The following is a 24,314-nucleotide window of genomic DNA, read 5'->3' as shown; positions in this document are numbered from 1 at the left end:
CTCCAATATTCTACATCGATGTCTAATTTTCCTATAGTTGAATAAAAAATGGGTAAAATTACATGTTTAATTAGACGCTTTATTTTCTATAATGGCGGGTATTAAGAATAATAACATGGCTATTTTTGAATAAAGCATTAACGGAGGGGAACATGAGACAACGAGATTATTTTTTTGATAATGCAAAGTTTTTACTGATTGCTTTTGTCGTATTTGGTCATCTGCTAAAATCTTACGTGAACGATAATGAATTAATCTATTCCTTGTATAAAACGATATACACATTCCATATGCCAGCTTTCATCCTTGTCTCCGGCTTTTTTGCCAAAGGGATTTACGAGAAAGGGTATCTGCCCAAAATTACGAAAAAATTAATACTTCCATATATTATTTTCCAGCTTATTTATACCGTTTATTATTATTATTTATATAGCGAATCCAAGTTGACCATCGATTTTCTTGACCCGCATTGGTCCCTTTGGTTTCTGATCAGCCTATTCTGCTGGAACATTATGCTTCTTGGATTTTCCAAGCTTAAAGCGGCGACAGGCATTCTCATTGCGTTTATGGTTGCCCTTCTCGTCGGGTATGTCGATTCAGTTTCCAACTATTTAAGCCTTTCGAGAACGTTTGTTTTTTTTCCGTTGTTTTTGATTGGCTATCACTTGTCAAAAGACCATATAAAACAACTACTTACAATCAAGGTACGCAGCGTGGCATTCGTGATCATGGCCGTTGTCTTTGCCGGCTTCTATATTAATCCCGACATCAACTATAAGTGGCTGTTAGGTTCTAAACCATACTCAGAACTTGAGGCGATCAGTATCATATCCATGTTTAAACGACTCGGCTTCTATGGATTAAGCCTGGTCATGGTTTTCAGCTTTTTGGCCTTTGTTCCAAGAGGACAATATTTCTTTACACAATGGGGGAAACAGACTTTATATGTTTACTTGCTTCATGGATTCCTCGTCCGATTTTTCCGGGAGAGTGAGTTCCAAAGTTACTTCACCAACCTTGAAAACTTTGTCATGCTCGCCGGCATATCACTACTCATTACGATTATATTATCAAGCAAGTTCATTGCTTCAATCGCCCAGCCTGTTATTGAACTGGAGTTCTCCCGTACGAAAAGATTAATGGCGAGTATCCGTATGTATATTAAATTTTATAAGAAAAGATGGCAGAAACAATCATCAACATAAGAAAAGCGCAAGCGCCCTGTTCAGCCCCGACCAGCATAAGGCGTACCTCGTAGGAGAGCCCGCCCTCCGGAGAGGGGTGACTTATGACCTCGAGGGGCTGGGCTGCTTACGCTAGACATCAATACATGTTGAAAATTTTATACTTTCTTATCTTTGTTAAAAAGCGTCCCGGCTCGGGACGCTTTTTTCTTATAATCATACCAATATCCAATAAATCATTTTTGTGAGCCTATGTATACTGGTTGGATGGTACCATACTTCCTAGCAGCCAAGTTATTTTCAGCTTTCCAATTGGCGATACTGTGATAGAATAGAGTGTTAGTTCAGTTCAAACCTACACCCTATGCGAAAGGAGATACGCGTAATTACGCTGCCTACATATGAACACAATCATTGCCACTTTAAATGCTAAATACATTCATACAAGCCTATCGATTCGATATTTAAAGGCATACGCTGCCCCTGATTTTGATGTGCAGCTTGCAGAATACACGATTAAAGACCCAATTATGAACATCGTCGGCGACCTTTATTCAAAAAAACCGGATATTATCGGCTTCAGCTGTTATATTTGGAACATTGAAGAAACGATAAAAGTCATTCAACTGCTTAAGAAAATTAATCCGGAGCTCGTCATAATCCTTGGAGGTCCCGAAGTGACGTATGATGTCTCGGAATGGCTAGAAAAAATACCAGAAGCGGACTTCATCGTGATCGGTGAAGGCGAGACCACATTCAGAAAGCTATTAACAGAGCTTCATGGAAACAAAGACTACACAAGGGTATCCGGGATTGCCTACAGGAAAGACGGCAAAAAGGTGATCCATCCCCAAGCGGAAAAACTGGACTTAAAGGAGCTTCCATCCCCTTTCCGGTTCGAAGAAGACATTCCTCACCTTTCAAAACGGGTCAATTATGTGGAAACAAGCAGAGGCTGCCCGTTTAACTGCCAATTTTGTCTTTCTTCGATTGAAGTGGGCGTCAGGTATTTTGACCGGGAAAAAGTGAAGGAAGATATTCGCTACCTCATGAAAAACGGGGCGAAGACGATCAAGTTTGTCGACCGGACGTTCAACATAAGCCGAAGCTACGCAATGGAAATGTTTCAATTTCTAATCGACGAACATCGTCCCGGTACAGTCTTTCAATTTGAAATCACAGCGGACATCATGCGCCCTGAAGTGATCCAGTTCTTAAACGATCATGCGCCAGCCGGACTATTCCGTTTTGAAATCGGCGTGCAATCTACGAATGACTATACAAACGAGCTCGTAATGCGGAAGCAAAACTTCGAAAAGTTGAAACGGACAGTAACAATGGTCAAAGAAGGCGAAAAAATCGACCAGCATCTCGATTTGATTGCCGGGCTTCCCGAGGAAGACTACCATTCTTTTCGCAAAACATTCAATGATGTGTTTGCGCTCCGTCCCGAAGAGCTTCAGCTCGGCTTTTTGAAAATGCTCCGCGGAACAGGATTGAGAATCCGCGCGAAGGATCATAACTATGTTTTCAGCGACCATTCTCCGTATGAAATTCTTGGGAATAACGTCTTATCCTTCGATGATATCGTCCGCATCAAACAGGTGGAGGATGTCCTCGAGAAATACTGGAATGACCATCGCATGGATATGACCGTCGAATTTTTGGTCAAACAGGCTTTCTCCTCCCCGTTTGACTTTTTCCAGGAATTCGGCACTTACTGGGATAAACAGGGCTGGGCAAGAATCGGCCATCAGCTTGAAGACTTGTTCAGACGCCTGCTTCAATTTTTAGAGACCGTTAACCCAGCGATGCTGGGGACTGCGGTCGGGCTGATGAAATACGATTATTTTAACGGTCAAAAATATAAGCCCCGCAAACCGTGGTGGGACCAAACATTTGATAAAGCAGACCGATCTGGCATTTATGAAAGCATATTAGCAAAACCTTCGGTCCTTGGACAGGAATTTGTAGCGCTTGCGCTGACCGAAAAAGAATTATTTAAGCACACGATGTTGGAAGAAGTCCCCTTTGATCTGAAGAGTTACTTGGAAACAGGGATAATTGAACCTAACCCGACGGTCATGCTTGCATACTTTGACCCCGCAGGAAAGGGATCGCAAATTTTTCCATTCGCTAAATAACTTATTTTGAAAGATGGCCGTGAGCTTTGCACACGGCCATCTTTTACTTATTTACGACCTTTATCTTTCTTTCCGGAAAGAAGAATATCATATATTTTGTCAGCGTTCATATCCCCAGTAAATTCAATACCAAATTCTTCCCGGACATTGGATGCGGTGTGTTTTTCCGTCTCTTTTTTCTTTCCGTTTTTCATCATCCTCTACCTTTTCTCCCCTGCTTCGAGTTTCGGTTGGCACCCTTCATTGCCTCTTCGCCGGCCGCAAATTCATTGGAAAATTCCTGTTCCGACTGATTCCGGTAAGGTGTTTTACTGGTTTTAACCGCACCATCAAAATTAGCTTTTCTTTTCATAATATTCATCCTCCTCTTTTTTCTAGAAGATAGAAAAGACCTCAGATTACAGAAGCCTCCTTTTAGAATGGGGTTAAAAGCAACCGGTTTATTCATATTTCTATATCACCGGGGAAAAATACTTTTTAAAAACAATGGAGGAATGTATGAAAAACAAAAAAGGGAACGGACTTTCATCGCCTGTTTTGGACGAGACCCAGCCGCATCAGATCAACGCGCCGAGCTTTAAAGGAACGGGAATCAAGAAGAATGCCCCGTTTGTAAACTCTTATGGAGTGGTGATTGGCGACAGTAAATACGCCTCTAAGAATTCACCGCTTGAGAATTGGAGCGAAAAAACCGACCCGGAAATCATGGCAGGTGATGAATGGGTTCATCCGACAAATGATATCGGCTGGAATACCACAGAAAATCGTGAGCTTCTCGAGAAAAAAAGCACTCCACAAGACTATCCGTTCATGCATCCGATGCAGGATGTGAGCAGGGGGACGGATTAATAAGATTTGGACTGGATTTTTGATACTTATCTGGACATTTATGAGCTTTAATTAAAATCTCTACTCGATTATTTTAATTTGTGCTCGATGATCCGGATTCTGCTCGATTATTTAGATTTGTGCTCGTTCATTCGAATTTCTGCTCGATTATCTGAATTTGTGCTCGTTCATCCGAATTTCTGCTCGATTATCTGAATTTCTGCTCGATCATTCGAATTTCTGCTCGATCATCGAATTTGTGCTCGGTAAATGTATTTGCGACATCCTTCTATCACAAAGAAAGAGCTGGACAGGGGGGCCCAGCTCGCTTATCTTAGGTTATTTTTTCACTTCTAAAATCAATTTGCCCTTCGTTTGGCGCGATTGCAATATGGTATGCACATTCGCGGCTTCTTCAAGAGGATAGACACCGCCAATGATCAGTTTTAGCTTCCCTTCTGCTACATAGGTAAACAATTCCTGGATACTCGGAAGCAGCAGGTCGGGCTTTCTCATGATTTGGGGCAGAAAAAAGCCAATAACGGACTGGTTCCTCCGCATAAGCAGAGCTGGATTAAATTCCACCTGCTCGCCGCTGGCATTGCCGAACACGACGATCCGGCCAAATGTAGCGAGGCATTTGAGCGTTTTGTTGAACACATCTCCTCCGGCCATTTCCAGAGCAATGTCGACGCCCTTGCCTTCTGTTGCTTCCAGTACACCCTTTTCCCAACCTTCCTTCGTATAGTCAATCAAAACGTCGGCTCCCATGCTTTTTGCCAAATCAAGCTTTTCCGCTGAACTGGCTGTCGCGATTACCTTGCCAGCACCAAAAAGCTTGGCAAGCTGAACAGCTATCGTGCCGACTCCACCGGCCGCGGCATGGACAAGGACCGTTTCGCCCGGCTCAAGCCTGCCCATCGTCTTCAGTACATGATAGGCACTCAGTCCCTGAAGCGGGAGTGCTACGGCTTGATGAAAATCCACATTATTCGGAAGGGGAATGACGGAAAATTCATCTGATAAGGCGAACTCAGAATATCCGCCGGATTCTATCAGACTGACTATCCTGGTACCCGGCTGTATTTTAGTTACCTTTTCGCCCACCTCTTTCACTACACCGGCAATTTCCGCACCCGGGATAAAAGGAAGCGGCGTCGGGACTACGTATTGGCCTTCCCGACGGGCGGTGTCCGCATAATTGACGCCGACCGCATGCACCTCAACCAGCACTTCATGTCCTTTCGGGACGGGTTTATCGACTTCGATTTTATTTAATACTTCGGGGCCGCCGTATTCTTTTAACTGGATCGCTTTCATTCCTTCTCCTCACTTTCCTTTAAAAACCGCTTTTCGTTTCTCACTGAATGCCGCAATCCCTTCCTGATGATCCTCGGTTGTGACCATCATCGTTTGCGTGATTCGTTCTTGTTCTAGGATTTCCTCCAGGCTTGACGTAAAGGAATGATTGATTAGTTTCTTGATCATTCCATATGACCTAGTTGGTCCCTCAGCAAGGGTTGTCGCGTATTTAATCGTTTCTTCCTGCAATATTTCCGACGGCACCAGTTGATTGATGACTCCCAGCTGATAAAGCCTTTCGGCGGAAACCGCTTCTCCACTGAAAAAAAGTTGTTTGGCCAGGTGAGGGCCAATCAGCCTCGGGACAAAGTATGATCCACCGCCATCTGAAATTAGACCTACCTTTGAAAAGCTCAAGGCAAATTTACTGTCATCCGCCGCGATGATCAAATCACAGGCAAGCGCCAGATTAAAGCCTGCCCCGGCCGCGAAGCCATGAACCGCTGCGATGATCGGGACTTCTGTTTCCTTCATCGCCAGGATAAGCTGGTTTAACCGCCCGATGTGATCGTAAACCTCCGTGGCAGATGATTGCCCCATCGTTTTAACATCGCCCCCGGCCGTAAACGATCTTCCCGCACCCGATAAGACAATCACCCTTACTTCAGGATTTATTTCAGCTTCCTTGATAGCTCCCTGAAGGCCGATTATCATGTCGGGGCTAAATGCATTTAAGCTATCCGGTCGATTTAACGTGACCCTCATGATTGTACCTTCAATCGTAACCAATAAATCTTCTTTTCCCATTATTTCTCCTCCTTCATATTACATGATCAGCCAGCCGCCATCGACAAGCAGGTCGCTCCCGGTCATATAGGAAGCTTCCGGCGATGCGGCGAACGCGATCACATTGGCAATCTCATCTGCTCGGGCCACTCTTCTTAATACTGTATTGCGCTGGATGGCTTTTAGGAATTTTTCATTTTGCAATCCTTCTTCCGTCAAGGGAGTTTCGACAAACCCTGGCGAAACCGAGTTTACACGGATATGGTAAGGTCCCAGCTCTAGAGCTAACGATTTAGTCAAGTTGATCACCCCTGCTTTCGCAGAACTATAGTGTGGAATATGGGCTCCTGCCTGGTGACCTGAAAGCGAAGCCACATTTACGATCGCCCGGTTAACAGGATCGTTGTCTTCCTTGGAAGCGGCATCCGCCATTACTTTGCCAAGATGCTTTGAAACCAAGAACACGCTTTTCAAGTTGACGCTTTGAACGTCATCCCAATCCTGTTCAGACGTCTCGAGGACCCTGGAGTGTTTTGAACCGCCCGCATTGTTGATTAAAATGTGCAAATCACCGAATTGCTGATCCACATATTCCGCCAATTCTTTCACATCTTCATCAACGGTTACATCAGCCGGAAAGATTTCCGCCACAGGGATTCTTTTCGCGGAATTAATCTGGTGAGCCACAGCCTCAAGCTTCGATCTGGTTCTGCCCACCAAGATTACCCTGGCTCCTTCATTGGCCAATCTAAGGGCTGTAGCCTTGCCGATTCCCGTGCCCGCACCCGTAATAAGTGCTACAGACTGAGAAAATCTCATATTCTTCCCCCTAAGCTTTTCGGTTTTATTTATTGTTGAACAGGAGCAACTATGACAATTTTTCCGTTTTCTAATTTTGGCGCCAAATTGACGACGCCTTTTTGAGAGGCAAATTTTAATTCCGATTCAAACTGGTATTTGTCAAACATCCTTCCTACGTATGAGGATTTCAGAACTTCATAAGCATCCTCTCTGTTTCCTCTGTATAAGGAAAGAGCCGCAAGAGCTGCATCCGTTATTTCCATTTCTTCATCCTGTTCTTTTAAAAGGCAATCGATAAAATGGCCCGCGCCATACAAATCTTCTAAGCTCACTTCTCCTGAATTGCCGGAGCATACGACAATGACTGTCCCTTGCTGCCAGGTTTTTGCGATCTCCCCGACAACAAACGGATTGTTCAACAGCGAAGCAATATAAACAGCGCTTGCTCCTGCTGATTTTCTTAACGCAACCGTACCGTTTGTCGTAGAAAGAACCAGGATCTTGCCATTGACTTCCTTACGGATAATAGCGGGACTCGGATAAATAAAGCCGTCTACCGGCTTCGCCTGGAGTTCTCCCGCTAAGAGGAATGAGTCAGAACCGTTCTGCTTTTGGTAACCTAAGGCTTCCTGTAGATTCAGCACCGGTATGACTTCAGAGGCACCATCTTTAAGAGCGGATACGATCGTCGTTGTCGCAAGTAGGACATCAAGAACAACGGCGATTTTCTCTCCATCGGCCATTTTTTTTTCATTAATTTCTTCTTTCTTTACAAGCAAGTGAATTTTTTTCATATTATGCTTACCTTTTCGCAATGCTCGCGCTATGAATGACCAAACTTCTTACGAATGAATTGAAATGAGAAAAACGCGGATCGTTTGTCTGCCCTTTTTGATAGCGGTAATAGATTTGCTGACAGATGACAGCTAGCTTAAAGTAGGCAAAGGTTAGATAAAATCCGATATTCGATACATCCCTGCCGCTTTTTTTCGCATACGCTTCAATAAATTGCTTTCTTGTCAAAAAGCCCTCATGGACAGTGACAGAAGGCTTGCCTAGTCCAGACTTTAGCATGGCCGGATCGTTTTTTTCTGTCCAATAGCCCATGGCCACACCTAAGTCGGCCAACGGGTCTCCTACTGTCGTCATCTCCCAGTCAAACAGGCCAACCATCTCGGTTACACCTTCATTAAACATGGCGTTATTTAACTTATAATCATAATGGATAATCGTTGCTTCGCCATCAGATGGAATATGCCCGGTCAGCCATTTAAGCAGCGGCTCCACTTCAGGGATTTCATCTGTTTTTGCCCGGAGATATCGAGAAATCCACCCTTGGACCTGCCTCTCCATAAATCCTGCCGGTTTGCTGATCGAAGCAAGCCCTGTATCCTGATAAGGGATCGAGTGCAACTCGACAAGCTTGTCGACCATTATTTCCGATAGGTTTCGGCAATTTTCTTCCGAGGCTTCAAAACCTTCCGGGAAAGATGTGTCAAAGACAAGGCCTTGTTTTCTTTCCATAATGAAAAATGGACTTCCAACAATTGTCTCGTCATCCGAAAATAAGATCGGCTTCGGTGCAGGCTGAAAGTGGGGATGAAGCTCGGAAATGATGAAATGCTCCCTTTTCATATCATGGGCTTTTGGGGCGACAGGGCCGAGCGGCGGCCTTCTCAGAACGGCTTCCCACTCGCCGATTTTTAATTGATAGGTCAAATTGGAATGGCCAGCGGGGAATTGCAGCATTTCAAGCGGGGCCTCAGGAAGTTCATCAATCTTTGCGCGTAAATACTTCTCTAACAAAACATGGTCCAGTTCTTCGCCCTTTCTGACAGGAATCGTATCTTCACCGATTTTATAAGACATATCTCCACTTCCTCCTTGAAGTTCCAATATTCAGACACCTAACTGTCCATGAGATAACTCTTAAGCCCTTCCCGCAAAAGATCTGGAATCGGCTTGCTCCTTTGATCCTTAAAATCAAAGAAGACAATGATTGCATTTCCCTTTGCGATTAGCTGGCCGGTTTGGGAACAAATAATTTCGTGATATATTTCAAAGCTTTTTGTACCAATTTTCGTGACATACGTCGAAACAGTAAGAATTTGGTTAAAATATCCCTGATTGACAAAGTCACATTTTGTGGAAGCCATGATGAAATTCCATTCGTTCTTATCCATGCTGTATCCGAGCGATTCAAAAAATTTGATACGCGCTTCCTCAAGGTAGATAAAATAACTCGTATTATTGATATGCCCCAATGCGTCTGTTTCACAGAAACGAACGGTTACTTCTATCTCCTGTATCATCTTTTCCTCTCCCTTTTGCGATGGTGAAGCAGGAATTAATTCTTTACCCCTTCTTTTTGATATTCGTACCAGCCTTCCCCGGTTTTTCTGCCCAGATGGCCCTGTTTTACTTTTTCTTCAATGCAAGCAGCCGGCTTGTCTTCCGGATTGCCCGTTTCCTTGAAGCGCTGCTGCATGACGAAATAACCAACGTCAATTCCCGAAAGGTCCATGATTTCAAACGGGCCGATCGGATGGCTCAAGGCCTTGCGGCAGATTATGTCAATTTCTTTAAAATCGGCATAACCGTTTTCAAATAAATAAACCGCCTCCTTTTGAAGCGCTCCCAAGATACGGTTTGCGATAAAGCCTGAAATTTCTTTTCTCAATAACACAGCCGTCCTGTTCATTCTCTCGCAAACTTCCATCGCAGTCCTGGCTGTATCCTCAGAGGTTGCCTCACTCTTGACAACCTCCACACAGTCCATGACGAGCGGCGGAAAGAAAAAGTGCATGTTCAGCATCTTATCAGGGCGGTTGGTGACATCAGAAAGCAGACTGCTAACGATCGTCGAGCTATTGGTCGCAAAAATAGCATGGGCAGGAGCGAATTTTTCGAGCTGCGAAAATACTTCTCTCTTTACTTCGAGCTTCTCAACGACTGCTTCGATAATCAAATCGGCTTTGGAGGCTGCCTCTTCCAGGTTAGTCGAAAATCGTAAACGCCCGAATGAAGCAAGCTTATCATCTTCCGTCAGCTTCCCTTTCAGCACCCACTTATCCAATATCTCATGGAGTTTTTCCTCCGCCTTTTTCAATGCGCTCTCCTGTACATCCTGGAGAATCGTTTCATATCCGCCCAGTGCGGAAAGCATGGCAATCTGATGTCCCATTTGCCCTGCCCCGATCACAGAAATAGATTGGATTTTTTCGTTGGTCAAAGCTATTCCTCCTTTTTTCTACATAAACTAACCGGTTAGTATGTGGTATGTAACAATGAGGCAGGAAAGCTTAAAATTCTCCTGCCTGCACAAGTGGCACTACGCATACTCTCCGCCTAAAGTCTTGCTAAAATTTATCAATCTGTTTCGATTCCCTTTAAAATCATTTCCACAAAAATGTCTGTCACTTCTTTTTCAGACATGCTGCCAGCCGGATTAAACCACTGGTAGCTCCAGTTTGCCGCACCAAGAATGCCAAAGGTTACAATTCGGGCATTCAGTCCAGCCCGGAATTCCCCTTTTTTGATGCCTTCATCCAGAACCGCCTCGATATTAAAACGGAATTGGTCACGCTTAGGGATAATTTGAGACAATCTTTCCTCGCTCAGATTTTGCATTTCACGAAAGAACACTTTGGCACTTGAACCCTGGCTCTTGATGCTGTTAATTAGCATATAAACAAGATCATATACCTTTTCCTTACTGCTTTTTGTTTCATCCCGCAGAATTCCCTCCTGATGGCTGAGCAGCTCATCAATATAACGAAGATGGATATCCAACAGCAATTCTTCCTTGCTGGAAAAATAATAATAAAAGGTTCCTTTTGTTACGCCGATGGAATCCACTATATCCTGAATCGATGTCTCGCTAAATCCCTTTTTTTCAAATAGCCGAATGCTATGCTCCGTAATTTTCTCTTTCACTCAAGTATCCTCACAATCTGCCTGCAAAATGTCACTGAAATTATACCATACCCGATGCCGTTCTTATTATAAGGATCCTTTTTTCGAATTACTTTGCAGCAGTAGCTTCTTCCCTCAAAGCGCGGCGCAAAATTTTGCCGACGTTTGTTTTAGGAAGCTGTTCCCGGAATTCAACAACGCTCGGAACTTTATAAGTAGCCATATTCTTTTTGCAAAACTCGATAATTTCTTCAGAAGTTGCGGTTTTTCCCGCTTTTAGAACAAGGACCGCTTTTACGGTCTCTCCACGGTAAGCATCCGGAATGCCGATTACGACAGCCTCCTGAACGGAAGGATGTTCATAAATGACTTCTTCTATGTCGCGCGGATAGATATTATATCCGCTTGCAATGATTAAATCCTTTTTACGGTCCACGATGTAAAGATAGCCATCTTCATCCATTCTCGTGATATCGCCCGTATAAAGCCAACCATCTTTTAAAGTAACAGCCGTTTCTTCCGGCATATTCCAATAGCCTTTCATGACCTGAGGGCCTTTGATGACCAATTCACCAAGCTCCCCGACCGGAACCTCTTCCGCCCCTGTAGCCAAATCGACCACCTTGTAGTCGGTCGAAGGGAAGCCGACTCCAACGCTTCCAGGCTTTCTTTCAGCGAAAGGTGGATTGCAGTGCGTTGCTGGAGATGCTTCGGACAGCCCGTAGCCTTCGAGAATCTGCGATCCTGTTTTGCTTTCGAATTCCTTTAACAACTCAACCGGCATCGGAGCGCTTCCGCTGTTGCATGAACGGATGGAATCAATCCCATACTCTTCAGCCTTCGGATGATTCGTGATTGCCACATACATCGTTGGTACACCCGGAAAAATGGTCGGCTGCTCTTTCTTGATTGTGTTTAATACCTCTTCCAGCTCAAATCGTGGAAGCATGATCGAATCCCCGCCTGTGTAAATCGCTAAATTCATAGCCGAGGTCATCCCGAAAACATGAAATAAAGGAATAATCGTCAATACACGCTCTTTTCCAAATTCCAATTCATGCTTGAAAAACTCATAGGATTGGATCACATTTGCAAGAATGTTCCGATGAGTCAGCATCGCTCCCTTGGAACGACCCGTCGTTCCCCCGGTGTATTGCAAGACCGCGATATCATGTTCTGGTTCCATATCGACAGGCGTAACCTGCCCGCTTCCTTCTTTTAAAAACCCGTCAAATGTATGATCCGGTGCGAAATCATGTTCAGATGGCTGCAGACTTACAACAATGATATTTTTAAGATTCGTAGTTGGCTGGACCTGTTTTACCTTTGGATATAAAGCATCAAACACAATAATCGTCTCAGCGCCTGAATCATTCAAGATATATTTGATTTCCCTCTCAACGAGCATCGGATTGACCTGTGTAACGATGCCGCCGACAGATAAAACGCCATAATAAGCAATAACATACTGTGGACAGTTCGGCAGCATGATAGCCACCCGGTCTCCTTTTTGAATGCCGTTTTTTTGCAGGGAAGAGGCAAATAAATTCACGGCGAATAACAATTCTTGATAGGAGATCTTCTTTGTATAAAAAGTGATGGCATTGTTTGTAGGATAATTTTTTGTGGTTTCTTGGAGAACTTGCGGAATGGTAATATCAGGGATCTCAACTTCCTTTGCAACCGAATCTGGATATGCTGACAGCCAGGATTTTTTTCTCATTAAAAAACCTCCATATCAAAATGATAGTTATTTAGAACCTAAAGCATAAGCATCGCTGTCGCAAAATTTCTTTCATTTCATAAAAATTCACTTTACATGGCGTGGCCTCCCCCATCGACCACCAATACATCGCCTGTCACATAATTCGAGGCGTTTGATGCCAGGAACAGGGCAACTCCCTTTAGATCATCCTCTGTCCCGAAACGTTTTAGCGGGGTTGAACCAAGGATGGGATCCTTGCCCTTTTCAATCAGGACCTTAGACATTTTGGTCGGGAAAAACCCGGGTGCAATCGCATTAACGTTTATATTATGCCGCCCCCATTTAACTGCGAGATCCTTCGTAAAAGTAATAACAGCACCCTTGCTTGTGTTATAGCCGATTGTGTCCATAACCCTCGGGTCAGTGCCCCCAAGTCCCGCCACCGATGCAATGTTAATAATTTTTCCGCCGCCTTGTTCAATCATGACCTTACCTGCTGCTTGGCTCATGATGAACGTCCCGGTGACATTCACATTTATCACTTTATTCCATGCTTCAAGAGGCATTTCTTCTGCAGGTGCCCCCCATGTTGCGCCACTATTATTGACAAGGATGTCAATTGATCCAAATTCGCTTTTTGCCGTATCCACTACTGCCTGGACATCATCGGGATTTGAAATGTCACATTTTAACGCGATCGCTTTAACTCCTAACTTCCGGACCTCCTCCGCGACTTCCTCACACGCTTCCTTTTTCCGTGAGCACAACACGACATTTGCGCCTGCTTCAGCCAAGCCCCTAGCGATTTGCTCTCCTAGCCCTCTGCCTCCTCCGGTAATGATTGCTGTTTTTCCCGTTAGATCAAATAGATCCATAACCTTCATTAATTTCACAGCCTTTCGATTCTGGTTCGGAACTTATAGATATTTACGAAGCTCAAGCTTGGCAATCTGGGCTTTGTGGACTTCATCCGGTCCGTCCGCGAGCCTCAATGTACGCGCATTTGCCCATTGTGCGGCAAGCGGCGTATCTCCTGAGACACCTGCCCCGCCAAATGCTTGTATCGCACGGTCCAGAACACGGAGTGCCATCGAAGGAGCGACAACCTTGATCATTGCGATTTCTGCTTTGGCCTCCTTGTTGCCGACGGTATCCATCATGAAAGCCGCTTTTAATGTCAACAGACGGGCCTGTTCAATTTCGATTCTGGATTCCGCCACCCATTCCAGGATGACTCCCTGTTTCGACAGCAGCTTACCAAACGCTTCACGTTTTTGTATACGCTTACATAATTCGTCAAGCGCTCGCTCCGCAGCGCCGATCAACCTCATACAATGATGAATTCTGCCGGGCCCAAGCCTTCCTTGTGCGATCGCAAATCCTTTTCCTTCTCCCCACAGCATATTTTCGGCGGGTACCTTTACGTTTTCGTATGTAATCTCTGCGTGTCCATGCGGTGCATGATCGTAACCAAAGACCGGGAGCATGCGTTCAATTTTTACCCCAGGAGTGTCCAGAGGCACTAAAATCATCGATTGCTGTTCATGGCGGTTTGCTTTTGGGTCATTTTTCCCCATCACGATGGCAATTTTGCAGCGTGGATCTCCAGCACCGGATGACCACCATTTACGCCCATTGATGACATAATGGTCCCCATCTTTCTCAATTCGCGTCTCGATGTTCGTTGCGTCCGATGAAGCGACGTCCGGCTCGGTCATCGAAAAGCATGAGCGAATTTCTCCATCTAACAGCGGATTTAACCATTGTTCCTTTTGTTTTTCGGTTCCATAACGCACTAACACTTCCATGTTTCCGGTATCAGGAGCGTTGCAGTTGAATACCTCCGGGCCGATTAAAGAACGTCCCATAATTTCACACAGCGGGGCATATTCCAAATTGGTTAGTCCTGCTCCATACTCACTCTCAGGGAGAAATAAATTCCATAGTCCATCTTCCCTTGCTTTTGCGGTCAGTTCTCCCATTACAGGGGGTATCGCACTCCATCTATCGCTCTGCTCATTCAACTGACGTTCATAAACACTTTCGTTCGGATAAACATACTCTTCCATAAATTGAGTTAATTTCTCCTGTAGACCCTTTACCTTATCTGAATAAGCAAAATCCAAGTTATCCCTCCTTCACACAAACTAACCGGTTGGTATGTTTCTTACTCATAAGTATACGGTTTTTAAAAAAATATTCAACTAATAAACTGAAAATTTTAAAAAAATAGGCTCTGTTAAACGATAATGTTGTTTTTGGGAAGGGAATCTGCGAGACTCCTGCGGAAAAACGGGCTGGCAAGACCCCGCAGCGAGGTACGAGTGAGGAGGCTTGCCAGTTCGTCCGCGGAAAGCGAGTAGATTCCATGACCATTTGAAAATCAACAATGGAATTTAACAGAGCCAAAAAATAAAATTATTTTTGCGATGCATTTTTATTTACCGATAACCTTAATCAGTACCCCGTCAATAAAATTGCATTGGCCAGATCATTAATAGAGTTCCTGGAATGTTATCCAGGGGCATTAAAATATACAAGATTTTTTATTTCTTTAATGCGTTATAATGGGTTACGACTTCTAGAGTAATTTCACTATTCTCCTCTAATCCGCTCACTTCTTTTAACACATGGGCAACACCATGTTCTTTAATCATCGTTTGCATTTTTACCGCTTCTTCATCTTCTGCGAAATCAAAGAGCAGGGCTGCAGCGATGGCCTTTGCCAGGTTAGTAAATGCCAGCCCTGCTTTTTCCGCTTCCACAGCAGGTTTGACAAGGCGGTCATTCGGTCCAAGCTTGCGAATCGGGGAGCGACCAACTCTTGTAACGCCATCGTCTAAATAGGCATTTTTAAATCGATTGATTATTTTATTGATGTATTGCTGATGCTCGTCACGATCCAGGCCGTATTGTTTAATTAAATATGCTCCGGTTTCGTTGAGCGTAGCCCTTACTTGCTTTGTAATCTCTTCGTCAGTTAGAGTTTGGTCGATTGTCGGTTTGTTTTGCAAATAACCCAGGTAAGCGATGACAGCATGCCCTGTATTGACCGTAAAGAGCTTTCTTTCAATAAAAGGGGCCAAATCAGAAACAATCGTCATCCCTTCAACAGTGGGGATGCTTATCTTCGCTTCCACAACCCATTCATAATAAGGTTCAACCAGTACATCCAAGGACCCTTGATTATTTTGAAGCGGTACGATGCGGTCAACGGCTGAATTGAAGAAGTATACTTTGTTAGCTAGACTCGCTTTGGTCTCTTCATCTAAATGCTCAAAGATATATCCTTTTAATAAATCTGTTGCCGATATTTGATTTTCGCAGGCAATTACATATATTTTCTCGTCGCTTGTCTTTACCCGTTCTGCCAGGCCCTTTGCAATCAATGGAGCAATGCGCGGCAGGATATTCGGCCCGATCGCGGTTGTCAGATAGGTTGCATGCTTAATGGCTTCAATGACTTCGCTTTCCTGAGTCAAATTATTTAAGCCTGACACGTTTTTAATCGTCATTTCTTCATGTTGGTCAGTAGCCAATTTTACTTGATACTGCTTATCCTCGTTTAACTGATTAATGATTTCCTCAGCAATATCAACGAATGTAACATGATAACCGGATTGTGAAAAGAGTGCACCGATAAACCCTCTTCCAATATTCCCTGCTCCAAAGTGAACGGCTTGCATATTAGTTCACTCCTTCAAAAAAAGCCATGATTTCTTCTTTGGATGTGGCGTTTACAATAGCTATTACATTCTCTTCTTCCGAACAAACAATGGCAATTTGCGATAGTATTTCTAAGTGCTCATTCCCTTTGCCGGCTATTCCAATCAATAATTTCACAATATTGCCACCGCCAAAATCTATTCCTTCGGGAACTTGTATAATCGTAATGCCTGACTCCTTAACAGATTTCTTGGCATCCTCTGTACCGTGGGGGATGGCTACGAAATTGCCCATATAAGTGGAAGTTAATTCTTCCCGTTCAAGCATTTTCTCAATATAAGCTGGTTCTACATAGCCTTTTTCAACTAATACTTGTCCCGTCAATCTGATGGCATTTTCTTTTCCGTTTACTTCAGCATTTAATAGAATATTTTCAGTAGATAAAATAGGTAGAGACATTTTAATCATTCCTCATTTCTTTTAATTTTCCATTAAAAAATTGTTCGAAATTAGCTGCTAGATAGGAAGAAATGGAATTGGCATTTTTTGATTCAAATAACGCAATGCTATGCTCATTCTCAATAATAATGGAACTTATGAAGCTTAATACCTCTAATCCTTGGCTTGAAAACGTCTCAGGTGATAACAACAAAAGAATACTGTCAGTTTCGATATCCGTCTGATCCATTGCTTTAACACTTAGAGAGTCCTCCAACGCTAAAAGATTGAAAGAAGGACGTAACACCTGGTCACTGCGAGCATGAAACAATGCTAGCCGAGTACCCGGAATCCCTAACCCGCCAAGCTTTTCACGTTCTAACAGAGCGTTTTTCACTAAACCGGGATCCTCTATAACACCACTGTCATTTAAGTACTCACAGGCTCGTGCTAAAATACCTTCCATATTCTCAAACTGTGATACATTCATCACGCTAAATCCTTCTAAGACGGTTGCTATCGTATCCGTATATTGAGATAAGTTTCTCAAGCTCATTATTAATTGCTCGGCACTTTGATGCACTGGAAAATCGATATCAGCTAACGGTACTTTTCGAGTCCTAGCATGATCCTCTGTTTGTTTGTCTATATAGTTTCTTAACCGATTGATTTCTTCTTTCGTTAAAATCGGGCTTACTACAATATGCTCCTTATCGAAGGCAGGCAAGTTTATAGTAGAGATCACCAAATCGTACTCTTCTAATTGAATACGATTCAATTCAAATAAGGAGACATTTGTCAGTGTTCCAATCTCCGGTAATTCTTGCTTTAGTCTTGTCGCAAGCATCTTTGAGGTACCGATACCGGTAGAACAAATAACTAATGCTTTTAAATCAGCGGTCCGCGTTTTCCCCAAAGCAGAGCCAAAGTGCATAACTAGATAGGCGATTTCTTCATCAGGAACAATTAAATCTAAAAAAACCTTACTAACGCCGCCTTTAACGATGTTAAACAAATCTCCATAATCTTGTTTAATCTTTTGCATCAGGGGATTTGCTATCCCCATATTTTGTTTCACCCGAAAAAGCGCGGGCTTCAAATGAGTGACCAGGCCTTGGAATAGGGAAGCATTGCTTAATAAATCGATTTGCAATTGTTCCTCAACATATTTAATCAGGCTTTTTGCTTTTATAGCAATTTGCAAACTGGAATCTTCTAATAAATACTCCTTATCATGCCTTAATTTTGCCCCTTGAAGATGCATGGTAATATACCCAATCTCAGCATCAGGAATATCAATATTGAAGGCCTTCTCCAGTTTTCGGATAATTTTTTTGGCCATTTTATATTCAGCAACTGATTGCAAGCCTTCCAAATAATCCTGATCGATATTAATGTTTTCCCCCTGGATTATTCGCTCAATCGCTAGTGCAAGGTGAACAACAAGCCCTATATAAGCACTATCCGCCATTGAATAAGAGATTTCTGTATTCACTTCTTCAATAGCTTTTTCAACAATAAAAAGTTTATTCTTCTCCACAAGACCTAAAAGCCTCTCAGAGATGGAGTCTATTTGTTTGGTGGATTTCTTTTGAATGTTTTCTTTCACCAAAGATAAAAATTCCACTTCGTTAAGGTTTTCAGCGATAACAGCTCTCATTGCTTTTCGCTTGGCTGTTTCAGACCCTACAATTTCAACACCATACCCTCTTTTTCTAATCAGCGACAAATCAAGTTCATGTAGACGATTTTCCAATTTAGTCAAATCATTGCTGATTGTGGCTATCGTTACATTGAGATCATTCGAAATGGCTACAAGCTTTACAGGTTCTCTGGATTCCAATAATGCACATAAGATCATTGTCTGCCTTTCATCAGGAGTGTATTCACTATAGGTTACATGGAGAAGGGCGAGTTTTAATTCTTCGGCCTTGTCTTCCTCCCCAATGATTTGAATGCCAACACCTGACTTCTTTACTAACTGCAGCTCATAATCTTTTAACGTGCTTTCCAGACCTTTTAAATCTCTATGAATCGTGCGGACACTTACATCCATGTCATCCGCAAGATCCTTAACAGTCATTTCTTCACTTTTGTCCAATAAAATTTCAAGCATAATTCTTTCTCTTGCAGAAATATACATACTTCTCACTCCCATATGGAACAAAGACTAAATCTACGACCATAATGGCCAATCATTTAGTAATATACTTCTATTTTAATAATAAAACGATTATATTGCTTAAAACAATCAAGAGATAACTCACTTTCGCCTTCTTCATTGTTGACAAAATTTAATTACTTTATTAAAAAAGCGCAAGCGCCCTGAAGCAAGGAACATCGGCTGAAATCTGCCACATCCTGTGGCAAACGTAATTCTGGTATTTGGATAATAAAATATGAGTTCGGATAATAAATCTTGAGTTTGGATAATAAATACCTCAGCTTGAATAATAAATCTTGAGTTCGGATAATCAATATTTCAACTCGAATAATAAATCTTGAGTTTGGATAATCAATCCTGCGTAGTTGGGACATTTTTTAATTATAAAAGTTATACTTTCCTGATAAAAAAAGCCTGATTCCTCTGGGAACCAGGCTTGCTCATTATTTACCTTCTTTTAATTTCTCCAATAGCTCATCATATCTCGGGCTGTTTAGAAAGTTTTCCACCGATATATGTGTTGCGTTCGGCAATTTTGCTTTTGCTCTATCTGTTAAATCTTTATGAGTGATAACAACATCAGCATCAGCTGGTAAGTTGCTAATCGAAGTATTGGAAACAGATACGTCTAATCCTGCTTTTTGGACTTTGTTCTTGAGGATCGACGCACCCATTGCACTTGAACCCATACCAGCGTCACACGCAAAAATAATCTTATTTATTTCTTTGTCAACGCCAGATTGTGTTGTTTCTTGTTTAGCTTCAGTTTTGATAAGCGCAGAGGCTCTGCTCTCTTTTCCTTTTAACTCGGATGTTTTTTGAGTTGCACTTGCTAAATCTTCCTCACCTGTTTGCTTCGACGATTTCAAGATGATTGAAGAAATGATGAACGATACAATCGTAGCTATCAGCACGCCTGTAATAACTCCTAAGTAATTTCCTCTTGGTGTCATCGCCATTAGAGCGAAAATGCTTCCTGGTGATGGAGCTGCCACTAATCCTGCATCAAAAATCAAGAAGGTGAATACACCTGCTGCCCCGCCGCCAATTGCCGCTAAAAGCAGTATTGGCTTCATTAAAATGTATGGGAAGTAAATCTCATGGATACCACCTAAGAAATGAATAATTGTAGCACCTGGGGCTGTTTGCTTTGCCATCCCTTTACCGAAAATCATATAGGCTAATAATATACCTAAACCTGGGCCAGGATTAGTTTCCAGTAAGAATAGAATAGATTTACCTGCGTCCGCAGCCTGTTCAATACCAATTGGACTTAAAATACCATGGTTGATTGCGTTATTTAAAAATAGAACTTTAGCTGGCTCGATGAAAATACTTGCAAGCGGTAAAAGTTGTGCGTCAATAATTGCCTGTACACCGGACGCTAATGCTTTATTCAAGGCAAGAACAATTGGTCCGACACCTTTATAAGCAATTAATGTAAGAATACCAGCAATAATCCCTGCTGAAAAGTTATTTACCAGCATTTCAAATCCTGATTTAATTTTTCCTTCTACAGCTTTATCAAACTTTTTAATAGCCAATCCGCCTATAGGACCCATAATCATAGCTCCTAAAAGCATCGGGACTTCCGCTCCAACGATAACACCCATCGTTGCGGTTGCACCGACTACACCACCTCTTAAATCATAAACGAGTCTACCCCCGCTAAACCCGATTAAGATAGGCAGTAAATAATTTATCATTGGACCAACAAGCTTGGCTAGGTCCTCGTTCGGTAGCCAGCCTGTTTCAATAAATAGGGCAGTAATAAAACCCCAGGCGATAAACGCACCGATATTGGGCATGATCATGCCGCTTAAAAAACTTCCAAAGCGCTGTATTTTCACTTTAACTGCTGAGTTTGAATTTTCTTCTCCCGCCATTTCTATTTAAACCCCTTTCAACTTTAAAATAATTTCAAATGAAATAATGTATTTCTCCTCTTATAATAAAGCGTTTACAACAGTTCCTCAATTGATAGAAAAACCTATTTTGTCACATGACTTGTTGTCATGATTTAAATGATGACTTAATATAAAGAAAGCTCGTCGATTGACGAGCATTTAAGGAGAAGACCGAGACGAAGTTGCATGTATGGGCGATCCAAAAGATCACTACAGATAACTTAAATTTGGACCCTTTTATTTCGCGTGGTTAAATATGTCGAAATACAGTGGGTATTGTCGAGAAATCGATATATGAGTTAAGTTGATAATATAAGTGGCAAAGTTGATAATAAAATCGAAAACTCGATAATAAATTTGCGAAAACGATGATAAATCCACAAACTTGATAAAAGGTTTACGAAATACAAGTTAGTAAAATATGCTGACTCCTTAGGTTCAATATTAAACATTTTGGAGTCAGCCTCTGCCAAAAAGAAGAGATTTTACCTAGTCTCCTCTTCATTCAACCAATAATCACTCTTTCTTTAGGATAATGATAATTGTCCGTTTTCTCTCTTCTTCCCATTATAAAAAGGAAGGAGACGATACCGACACGACCAATAAACATAATAATCATGAGGACAATTTTCCCGGTGACGCTCAAATCCGGGGTGATCCCTAATGATAGCCCTACGGAACCGAAGGCCGAACAGACCTCAAAGATAATATGGGTTAGCGGGAAATCCTCTGTTATTGTTAAGATGAATATCGAAGCGACACAGAGGAAGATACCCATTAGCATGACGGCCGTCGCTTTATAAATGTCTTCCTCGCATATCTCCCGACCGAATACTTTGATCGATCGGCTTCCTTTAGCGAAATTCCATAAAAACAAGATCATAATGGCAAAGGTTGTTGTCCGGATACCGCCGCCAACTGAGCTGGGGGATGCCCCAATGAACATCATGATACTCATCAAAATATGCGTCGGTTCGGAAAAGTCGCCGACATCCATCGTTGCAAGCCCGGCGCTTCTCGTATTGGACGACATGAAAAGGGAATAAAAAAACGATTCATGCCAGGCCTTCCCTTTTAAAAATCCATTGAACTCCAGTAAGTAAATGAATAATGTACCGAATAGGACAAGACCAAAAAAAGTAACCGATGTTATTTTTGTAAAAAGGGAAAAGCGGAATTTATAGGTTCTGGCCCGGTTTGAAAGATATTCCTTCGTCTCGATCAGCACAGGAAAGCCAATCGCTCCAAGTATTAGGAGCAGGATGGAGATGAACTGGATGAAATAGTCTTCTTTATATGGAATCAACGACTGTCCGGTTATATCAAACCCCGCATTGGTCGTGGCACTTACTGACAGGAATAAACCATGTAAAAATGCCTGATCCCAAGCTGGAAAGTATTTCAGAAAATAAAGGCTAAGTATAAAAGCACCTATCAATTCTATAATAACAATAATCTTTACGAGCTGAATCAAGAGCTTTACCAAACCGGAAAGGCTCGTCTGATTTTGGTCAGTCATAATCAGTTGCCGTTCCTTTAAGCCAATTTTCTTTCCCATGATTAACCAAAAAAAAGTACCCAATGTCATAATGCCTATACCGCCAAACTGCAGGACGAACATCAAGATAAAAATGCCCGGTGTGCTGAAAGTATCTGCCGTATTGACGACGGTTAAACCAGTAACGCTTACGGCACTCACCGCTGTGAACAATGCATCAATGAATGTCCATTGTATTCCCGGCTTAGTAGCTATAGGCAAACTTAAGAGTATCGTTGAGACAGTAACTGCCACAAAATAATAACCGATAATGATTTGAGCGGGACTCAATCGGCGAATTGTTTTTTTAAATGAAATTAACATTGAGATGTTCCTTTCGATACAAATACGTTCTTATTATGTACTAAATAATCTACAATCCATTATACATTGTTAAAAGATTGTGTGGGATGTTTAATTTCCGCTTGTAATTATAGGATGTATTCCCATATTTATTTTTAGTAAAACAATCCACACCTCCTCATACTACTCATACAGTGGTATAAGCACTGTTATTAATAAGAGAAGGGGAGAATCATAATGGCTAGCAGAGGCAGCAGAAACCAACTTTTAGTGCCTGGTATCGAGCAAGCTTTGGATCAAATCAAATATGAAATCGCCCAGGAATTTGGTGTACAACTTGGTTCTGAAACCGTATCACGCTCAAACGGATCAGTAGGCGGCGAAATTACTAAACGTCTTGTTGCACAAGCTCAATCCGAATTGAAAAACAGACAATAAGACATTAGACATAAGAAATGGAATAGGCTGTCATCGCCGGATGACAGCCTTGTGTTTCCTGTTAACGGTCGTGCGTAAGAAACTTTAGATCTCCATGGTCGCGTCTATCGTTCGAATGCTTCTTTTGTTTAAAATGCTTGCCCTCTGAAATGCCCCATTCTTTATTTGACGACTTTTTAAGCTTAGCCGGTTTTTTAGGTTCAATAGGCTTATGTTTAAAGCGATCTTTACCGCGGGTCTTTTCCCCTTCATTTCCTTTCTTCCGGAAATCATTTTGATCACGATGCTTTTGTTCATTTTTTTTGAATGAAGGTGTCACAGGTTTTTCGATTGGCTTTATTCTTGAAAAACGAGGTGCCTCATTTTTTGGCTGCTTGCCCCGCTCCGGTTCGATCCTTCTAGGCAAATCAACATTTCTTTGCACTTGTTTTTGCGGTTTAGCCTTTGCCTCGGTCTTTTGTCTTCCTTCCCTCTTTTCGAACGTCTTTTTGGAGGGTGCTTTAGGTTTTTGCTGGGTGTTTTCTGTCTCTTGTTTCTCTTGAACAGCTTGCTTTTCTTCTATGTACTTGCCGGTTGAAACACCTTCCTGTTTAGCATTTTCCCGATCCTTCTCGGTAGCATTCAGGACCTTCACTTTTGTCTCGGGAACAAGCGCCGCCGTCTTTGAAATCTCCTGCTTTAAATCTTTATCCAGCTTTTTATTTTTATCCATCACAGTCGTAGAGACGACGATTTGTTTTTGGTTTTTAAAGTATCCGATTTTTTTGGTCATTTTAACGATTTCATCCGTGACAGTATTGACACTTTTGTTATCCCAATCGGAAAGCTGCTTCACGACATCTTTTCCTTCCGCGTTCAAACCTTTGATCTCGATAACATTTAGTTGATCATCTAAACCCAATTCAATACTTGGGTTGATGTCTATTGTCAAATATGCCGAGACCTTCTTGTCAAACATGCCGGGTAAGATGCTAAGCGTAAGCGCAACCGCAGCTGCTGCACTTATGATAGAGGTCTTTTTTATGGAAAAATGAAAAAAGTTAGAGATGCTGTATTTTCTCGGGTGAAAGGGTCTAAATGAAATTTCCTCGCCAATTTCATAAGGACGTTTCTCCTTCTCTGCCTTTAAAAATTTCCCTTCAGGGGTCATAAGGGTAACATAATGATTATCCATCTCTAAAATAATGCCTTTCATT

General features: G+C 42.4%; 23 protein-coding genes. 4 read left to right on the top strand and 19 right to left on the bottom strand.

Annotated features, from left to right (window positions below):
- Positions 1-152 precede the first annotated feature (152 nt).
- Together LQ216_RS10450 and LQ216_RS10445 are read left to right on the top strand one after the other, a co-directional pair.
- Entirely contained in the window at positions 153-1,205 is a 1,053-nt protein-coding gene (locus LQ216_RS10450; protein WP_230129250.1) for an acyltransferase family protein, read from the top strand.
- A gap of 380 nt (positions 1,206-1,585) precedes the next feature.
- Entirely contained in the window at positions 1,586-3,328 is a 1,743-nt protein-coding gene (locus LQ216_RS10445; RefSeq protein ID WP_230129249.1) for a B12-binding domain-containing radical SAM protein, read from the top strand.
- A 47-nt stretch (positions 3,329-3,375) separates the two neighbouring features.
- Here the strand turns inward: LQ216_RS10445 and LQ216_RS10440 are convergent, their stop codons facing one another.
- Together LQ216_RS10440 and LQ216_RS10435 are read right to left on the bottom strand one after the other, a co-directional pair.
- A complete protein-coding gene (locus LQ216_RS10440) occupies positions 3,376-3,525 on the bottom strand; it encodes a hypothetical protein (RefSeq protein ID WP_230129248.1) in 150 nt (49 codons plus the stop codon).
- Complete coding sequence (locus LQ216_RS10435) at positions 3,522-3,680, bottom strand: hypothetical protein (RefSeq protein WP_230129359.1); 159 nt, start codon at positions 3,678-3,680, stop codon at positions 3,522-3,524. Before LQ216_RS10435 ends, LQ216_RS10440 begins: the two co-directional genes overlap by 4 nt.
- A 146-nt stretch (positions 3,681-3,826) precedes the next feature.
- Here LQ216_RS10435 and LQ216_RS10430 point away from each other — a divergent pair, with 146 nt between their 5' ends.
- Positions 3,827-4,177, top strand: coding sequence for a DUF3905 domain-containing protein (locus tag LQ216_RS10430; protein ID WP_230129247.1), 351 nt, complete (start codon positions 3,827-3,829; stop codon positions 4,175-4,177).
- A gap of 318 nt (positions 4,178-4,495) precedes the next feature.
- On the opposite strand, the gene LQ216_RS10425 is transcribed toward LQ216_RS10430, so the two are convergent.
- The 16 genes from LQ216_RS10425 to LQ216_RS10350 all read right to left on the bottom strand — a co-directional run bounded on the left by LQ216_RS10425 (position 4,496) and on the right by LQ216_RS10350 (position 22,701).
- Positions 4,496-5,476 (bottom strand): NADPH:quinone oxidoreductase family protein, encoded by a 981-nt coding sequence (locus tag LQ216_RS10425; protein WP_230129246.1) that lies wholly within the window; start codon positions 5,474-5,476, stop codon positions 4,496-4,498.
- Between the two features lie 9 nt (positions 5,477-5,485).
- On the bottom strand, positions 5,486-6,265 hold the full coding sequence (locus LQ216_RS10420) for an enoyl-CoA hydratase (protein WP_230129245.1): 780 nt from the start codon (positions 6,263-6,265) through the stop codon (positions 5,486-5,488).
- An 18-nt stretch (positions 6,266-6,283) separates the two neighbouring features.
- Positions 6,284-7,063, bottom strand: coding sequence for an SDR family oxidoreductase (locus tag LQ216_RS10415; protein ID WP_230129244.1), 780 nt, complete (start codon positions 7,061-7,063; stop codon positions 6,284-6,286).
- Between the two features lie 29 nt (positions 7,064-7,092).
- Positions 7,093-7,839, bottom strand: coding sequence for a 2-phosphosulfolactate phosphatase (locus LQ216_RS10410; RefSeq protein WP_230129243.1), 747 nt, complete (start codon positions 7,837-7,839; stop codon positions 7,093-7,095).
- Between the two features lie 7 nt (positions 7,840-7,846).
- The gene (locus LQ216_RS10405; protein ID WP_230129242.1) at positions 7,847-8,914 is read right to left on the bottom strand and encodes a phosphotransferase family protein; all 1,068 of its coding nucleotides are present in this window, start codon (positions 8,912-8,914) and stop codon (positions 7,847-7,849) included.
- A 38-nt stretch (positions 8,915-8,952) separates the two neighbouring features.
- Positions 8,953-9,354 carry a thioesterase family protein gene (locus LQ216_RS10400; RefSeq protein ID WP_230129353.1) on the bottom strand — a complete coding sequence of 134 codons (402 nt, stop codon included), beginning with the start codon at positions 9,352-9,354 and terminating at the stop codon, positions 8,953-8,955.
- A gap of 38 nt (positions 9,355-9,392) precedes the next feature.
- Positions 9,393-10,277, bottom strand: coding sequence for a 3-hydroxyacyl-CoA dehydrogenase family protein (locus LQ216_RS10395; protein ID WP_230129241.1), 885 nt, complete (start codon positions 10,275-10,277; stop codon positions 9,393-9,395).
- A 137-nt stretch (positions 10,278-10,414) separates the two neighbouring features.
- Positions 10,415-10,981, bottom strand: a complete 567-nt coding sequence (locus tag LQ216_RS10390; protein ID WP_230129240.1) for a TetR/AcrR family transcriptional regulator — start codon at positions 10,979-10,981, stop codon at positions 10,415-10,417.
- A gap of 88 nt (positions 10,982-11,069) precedes the next feature.
- Positions 11,070-12,683: a long-chain fatty acid--CoA ligase gene (locus tag LQ216_RS10385; protein ID WP_230129239.1), complete on the bottom strand. Its 1,614-nt coding sequence runs from the start codon at positions 12,681-12,683 to the stop codon at positions 11,070-11,072.
- Positions 12,684-12,775: 92 nt separating this feature from the next.
- Positions 12,776-13,549, bottom strand: a complete 774-nt coding sequence (locus LQ216_RS10380; RefSeq protein ID WP_230129238.1) for an SDR family oxidoreductase — start codon at positions 13,547-13,549, stop codon at positions 12,776-12,778.
- Positions 13,550-13,582: 33 nt separating this feature from the next.
- Positions 13,583-14,791, bottom strand: coding sequence for an acyl-CoA dehydrogenase (locus LQ216_RS10375; RefSeq protein WP_230129237.1), 1,209 nt, complete (start codon positions 14,789-14,791; stop codon positions 13,583-13,585).
- 420 nt (positions 14,792-15,211) lie between these two features.
- Entirely contained in the window at positions 15,212-16,351 is a 1,140-nt protein-coding gene (locus LQ216_RS10370; protein WP_230129236.1) for a mannitol-1-phosphate 5-dehydrogenase, read from the bottom strand.
- Position 16,352: 1 nt separating this feature from the next.
- On the bottom strand, positions 16,353-16,790 hold the full coding sequence (locus LQ216_RS10365; RefSeq protein ID WP_230129235.1) for a PTS sugar transporter subunit IIA: 438 nt from the start codon (positions 16,788-16,790) through the stop codon (positions 16,353-16,355).
- A gap of 1 nt (position 16,791) precedes the next feature.
- A complete protein-coding gene (locus LQ216_RS10360) occupies positions 16,792-18,912 on the bottom strand; it encodes a BglG family transcription antiterminator (protein WP_230129234.1) in 2,121 nt (706 codons plus the stop codon).
- Positions 18,913-19,376: 464 nt separating this feature from the next.
- Entirely contained in the window at positions 19,377-20,819 is a 1,443-nt protein-coding gene (locus LQ216_RS10355; RefSeq protein ID WP_230129233.1) for a PTS mannitol transporter subunit IICB, read from the bottom strand.
- Between the two features lie 526 nt (positions 20,820-21,345).
- Positions 21,346-22,701, bottom strand: a complete 1,356-nt coding sequence (locus LQ216_RS10350; RefSeq protein ID WP_230129232.1) for a TrkH family potassium uptake protein — start codon at positions 22,699-22,701, stop codon at positions 21,346-21,348.
- Between the two features lie 216 nt (positions 22,702-22,917).
- On the opposite strand from LQ216_RS10350, the gene LQ216_RS10345 reads away from it, so the two are divergent.
- The gene (locus LQ216_RS10345) at positions 22,918-23,118 is read left to right on the top strand and encodes an alpha/beta-type small acid-soluble spore protein (protein ID WP_230129231.1); all 201 of its coding nucleotides are present in this window, start codon (positions 22,918-22,920) and stop codon (positions 23,116-23,118) included.
- Positions 23,119-23,179: 61 nt separating this feature from the next.
- On the opposite strand, the gene LQ216_RS10340 is transcribed toward LQ216_RS10345, so the two are convergent.
- Positions 23,180-24,313, bottom strand: a complete 1,134-nt coding sequence (locus tag LQ216_RS10340) for an anti-sigma factor domain-containing protein (RefSeq protein ID WP_230129230.1) — start codon at positions 24,311-24,313, stop codon at positions 23,180-23,182.
- Position 24,314: the final 1 nt, after the last annotated feature.

Source organism: Bacillus sp. CECT 9360 (genome assembly GCF_918741275.1).
Taxonomy (GTDB): Bacteria; Bacillota; Bacilli; order Bacillales; family DSM-1321; genus Peribacillus.
The sequence above is the reverse complement of the archived record's forward strand: the minus strand, read 5'-3'. Positions and strand labels throughout refer to the sequence as shown.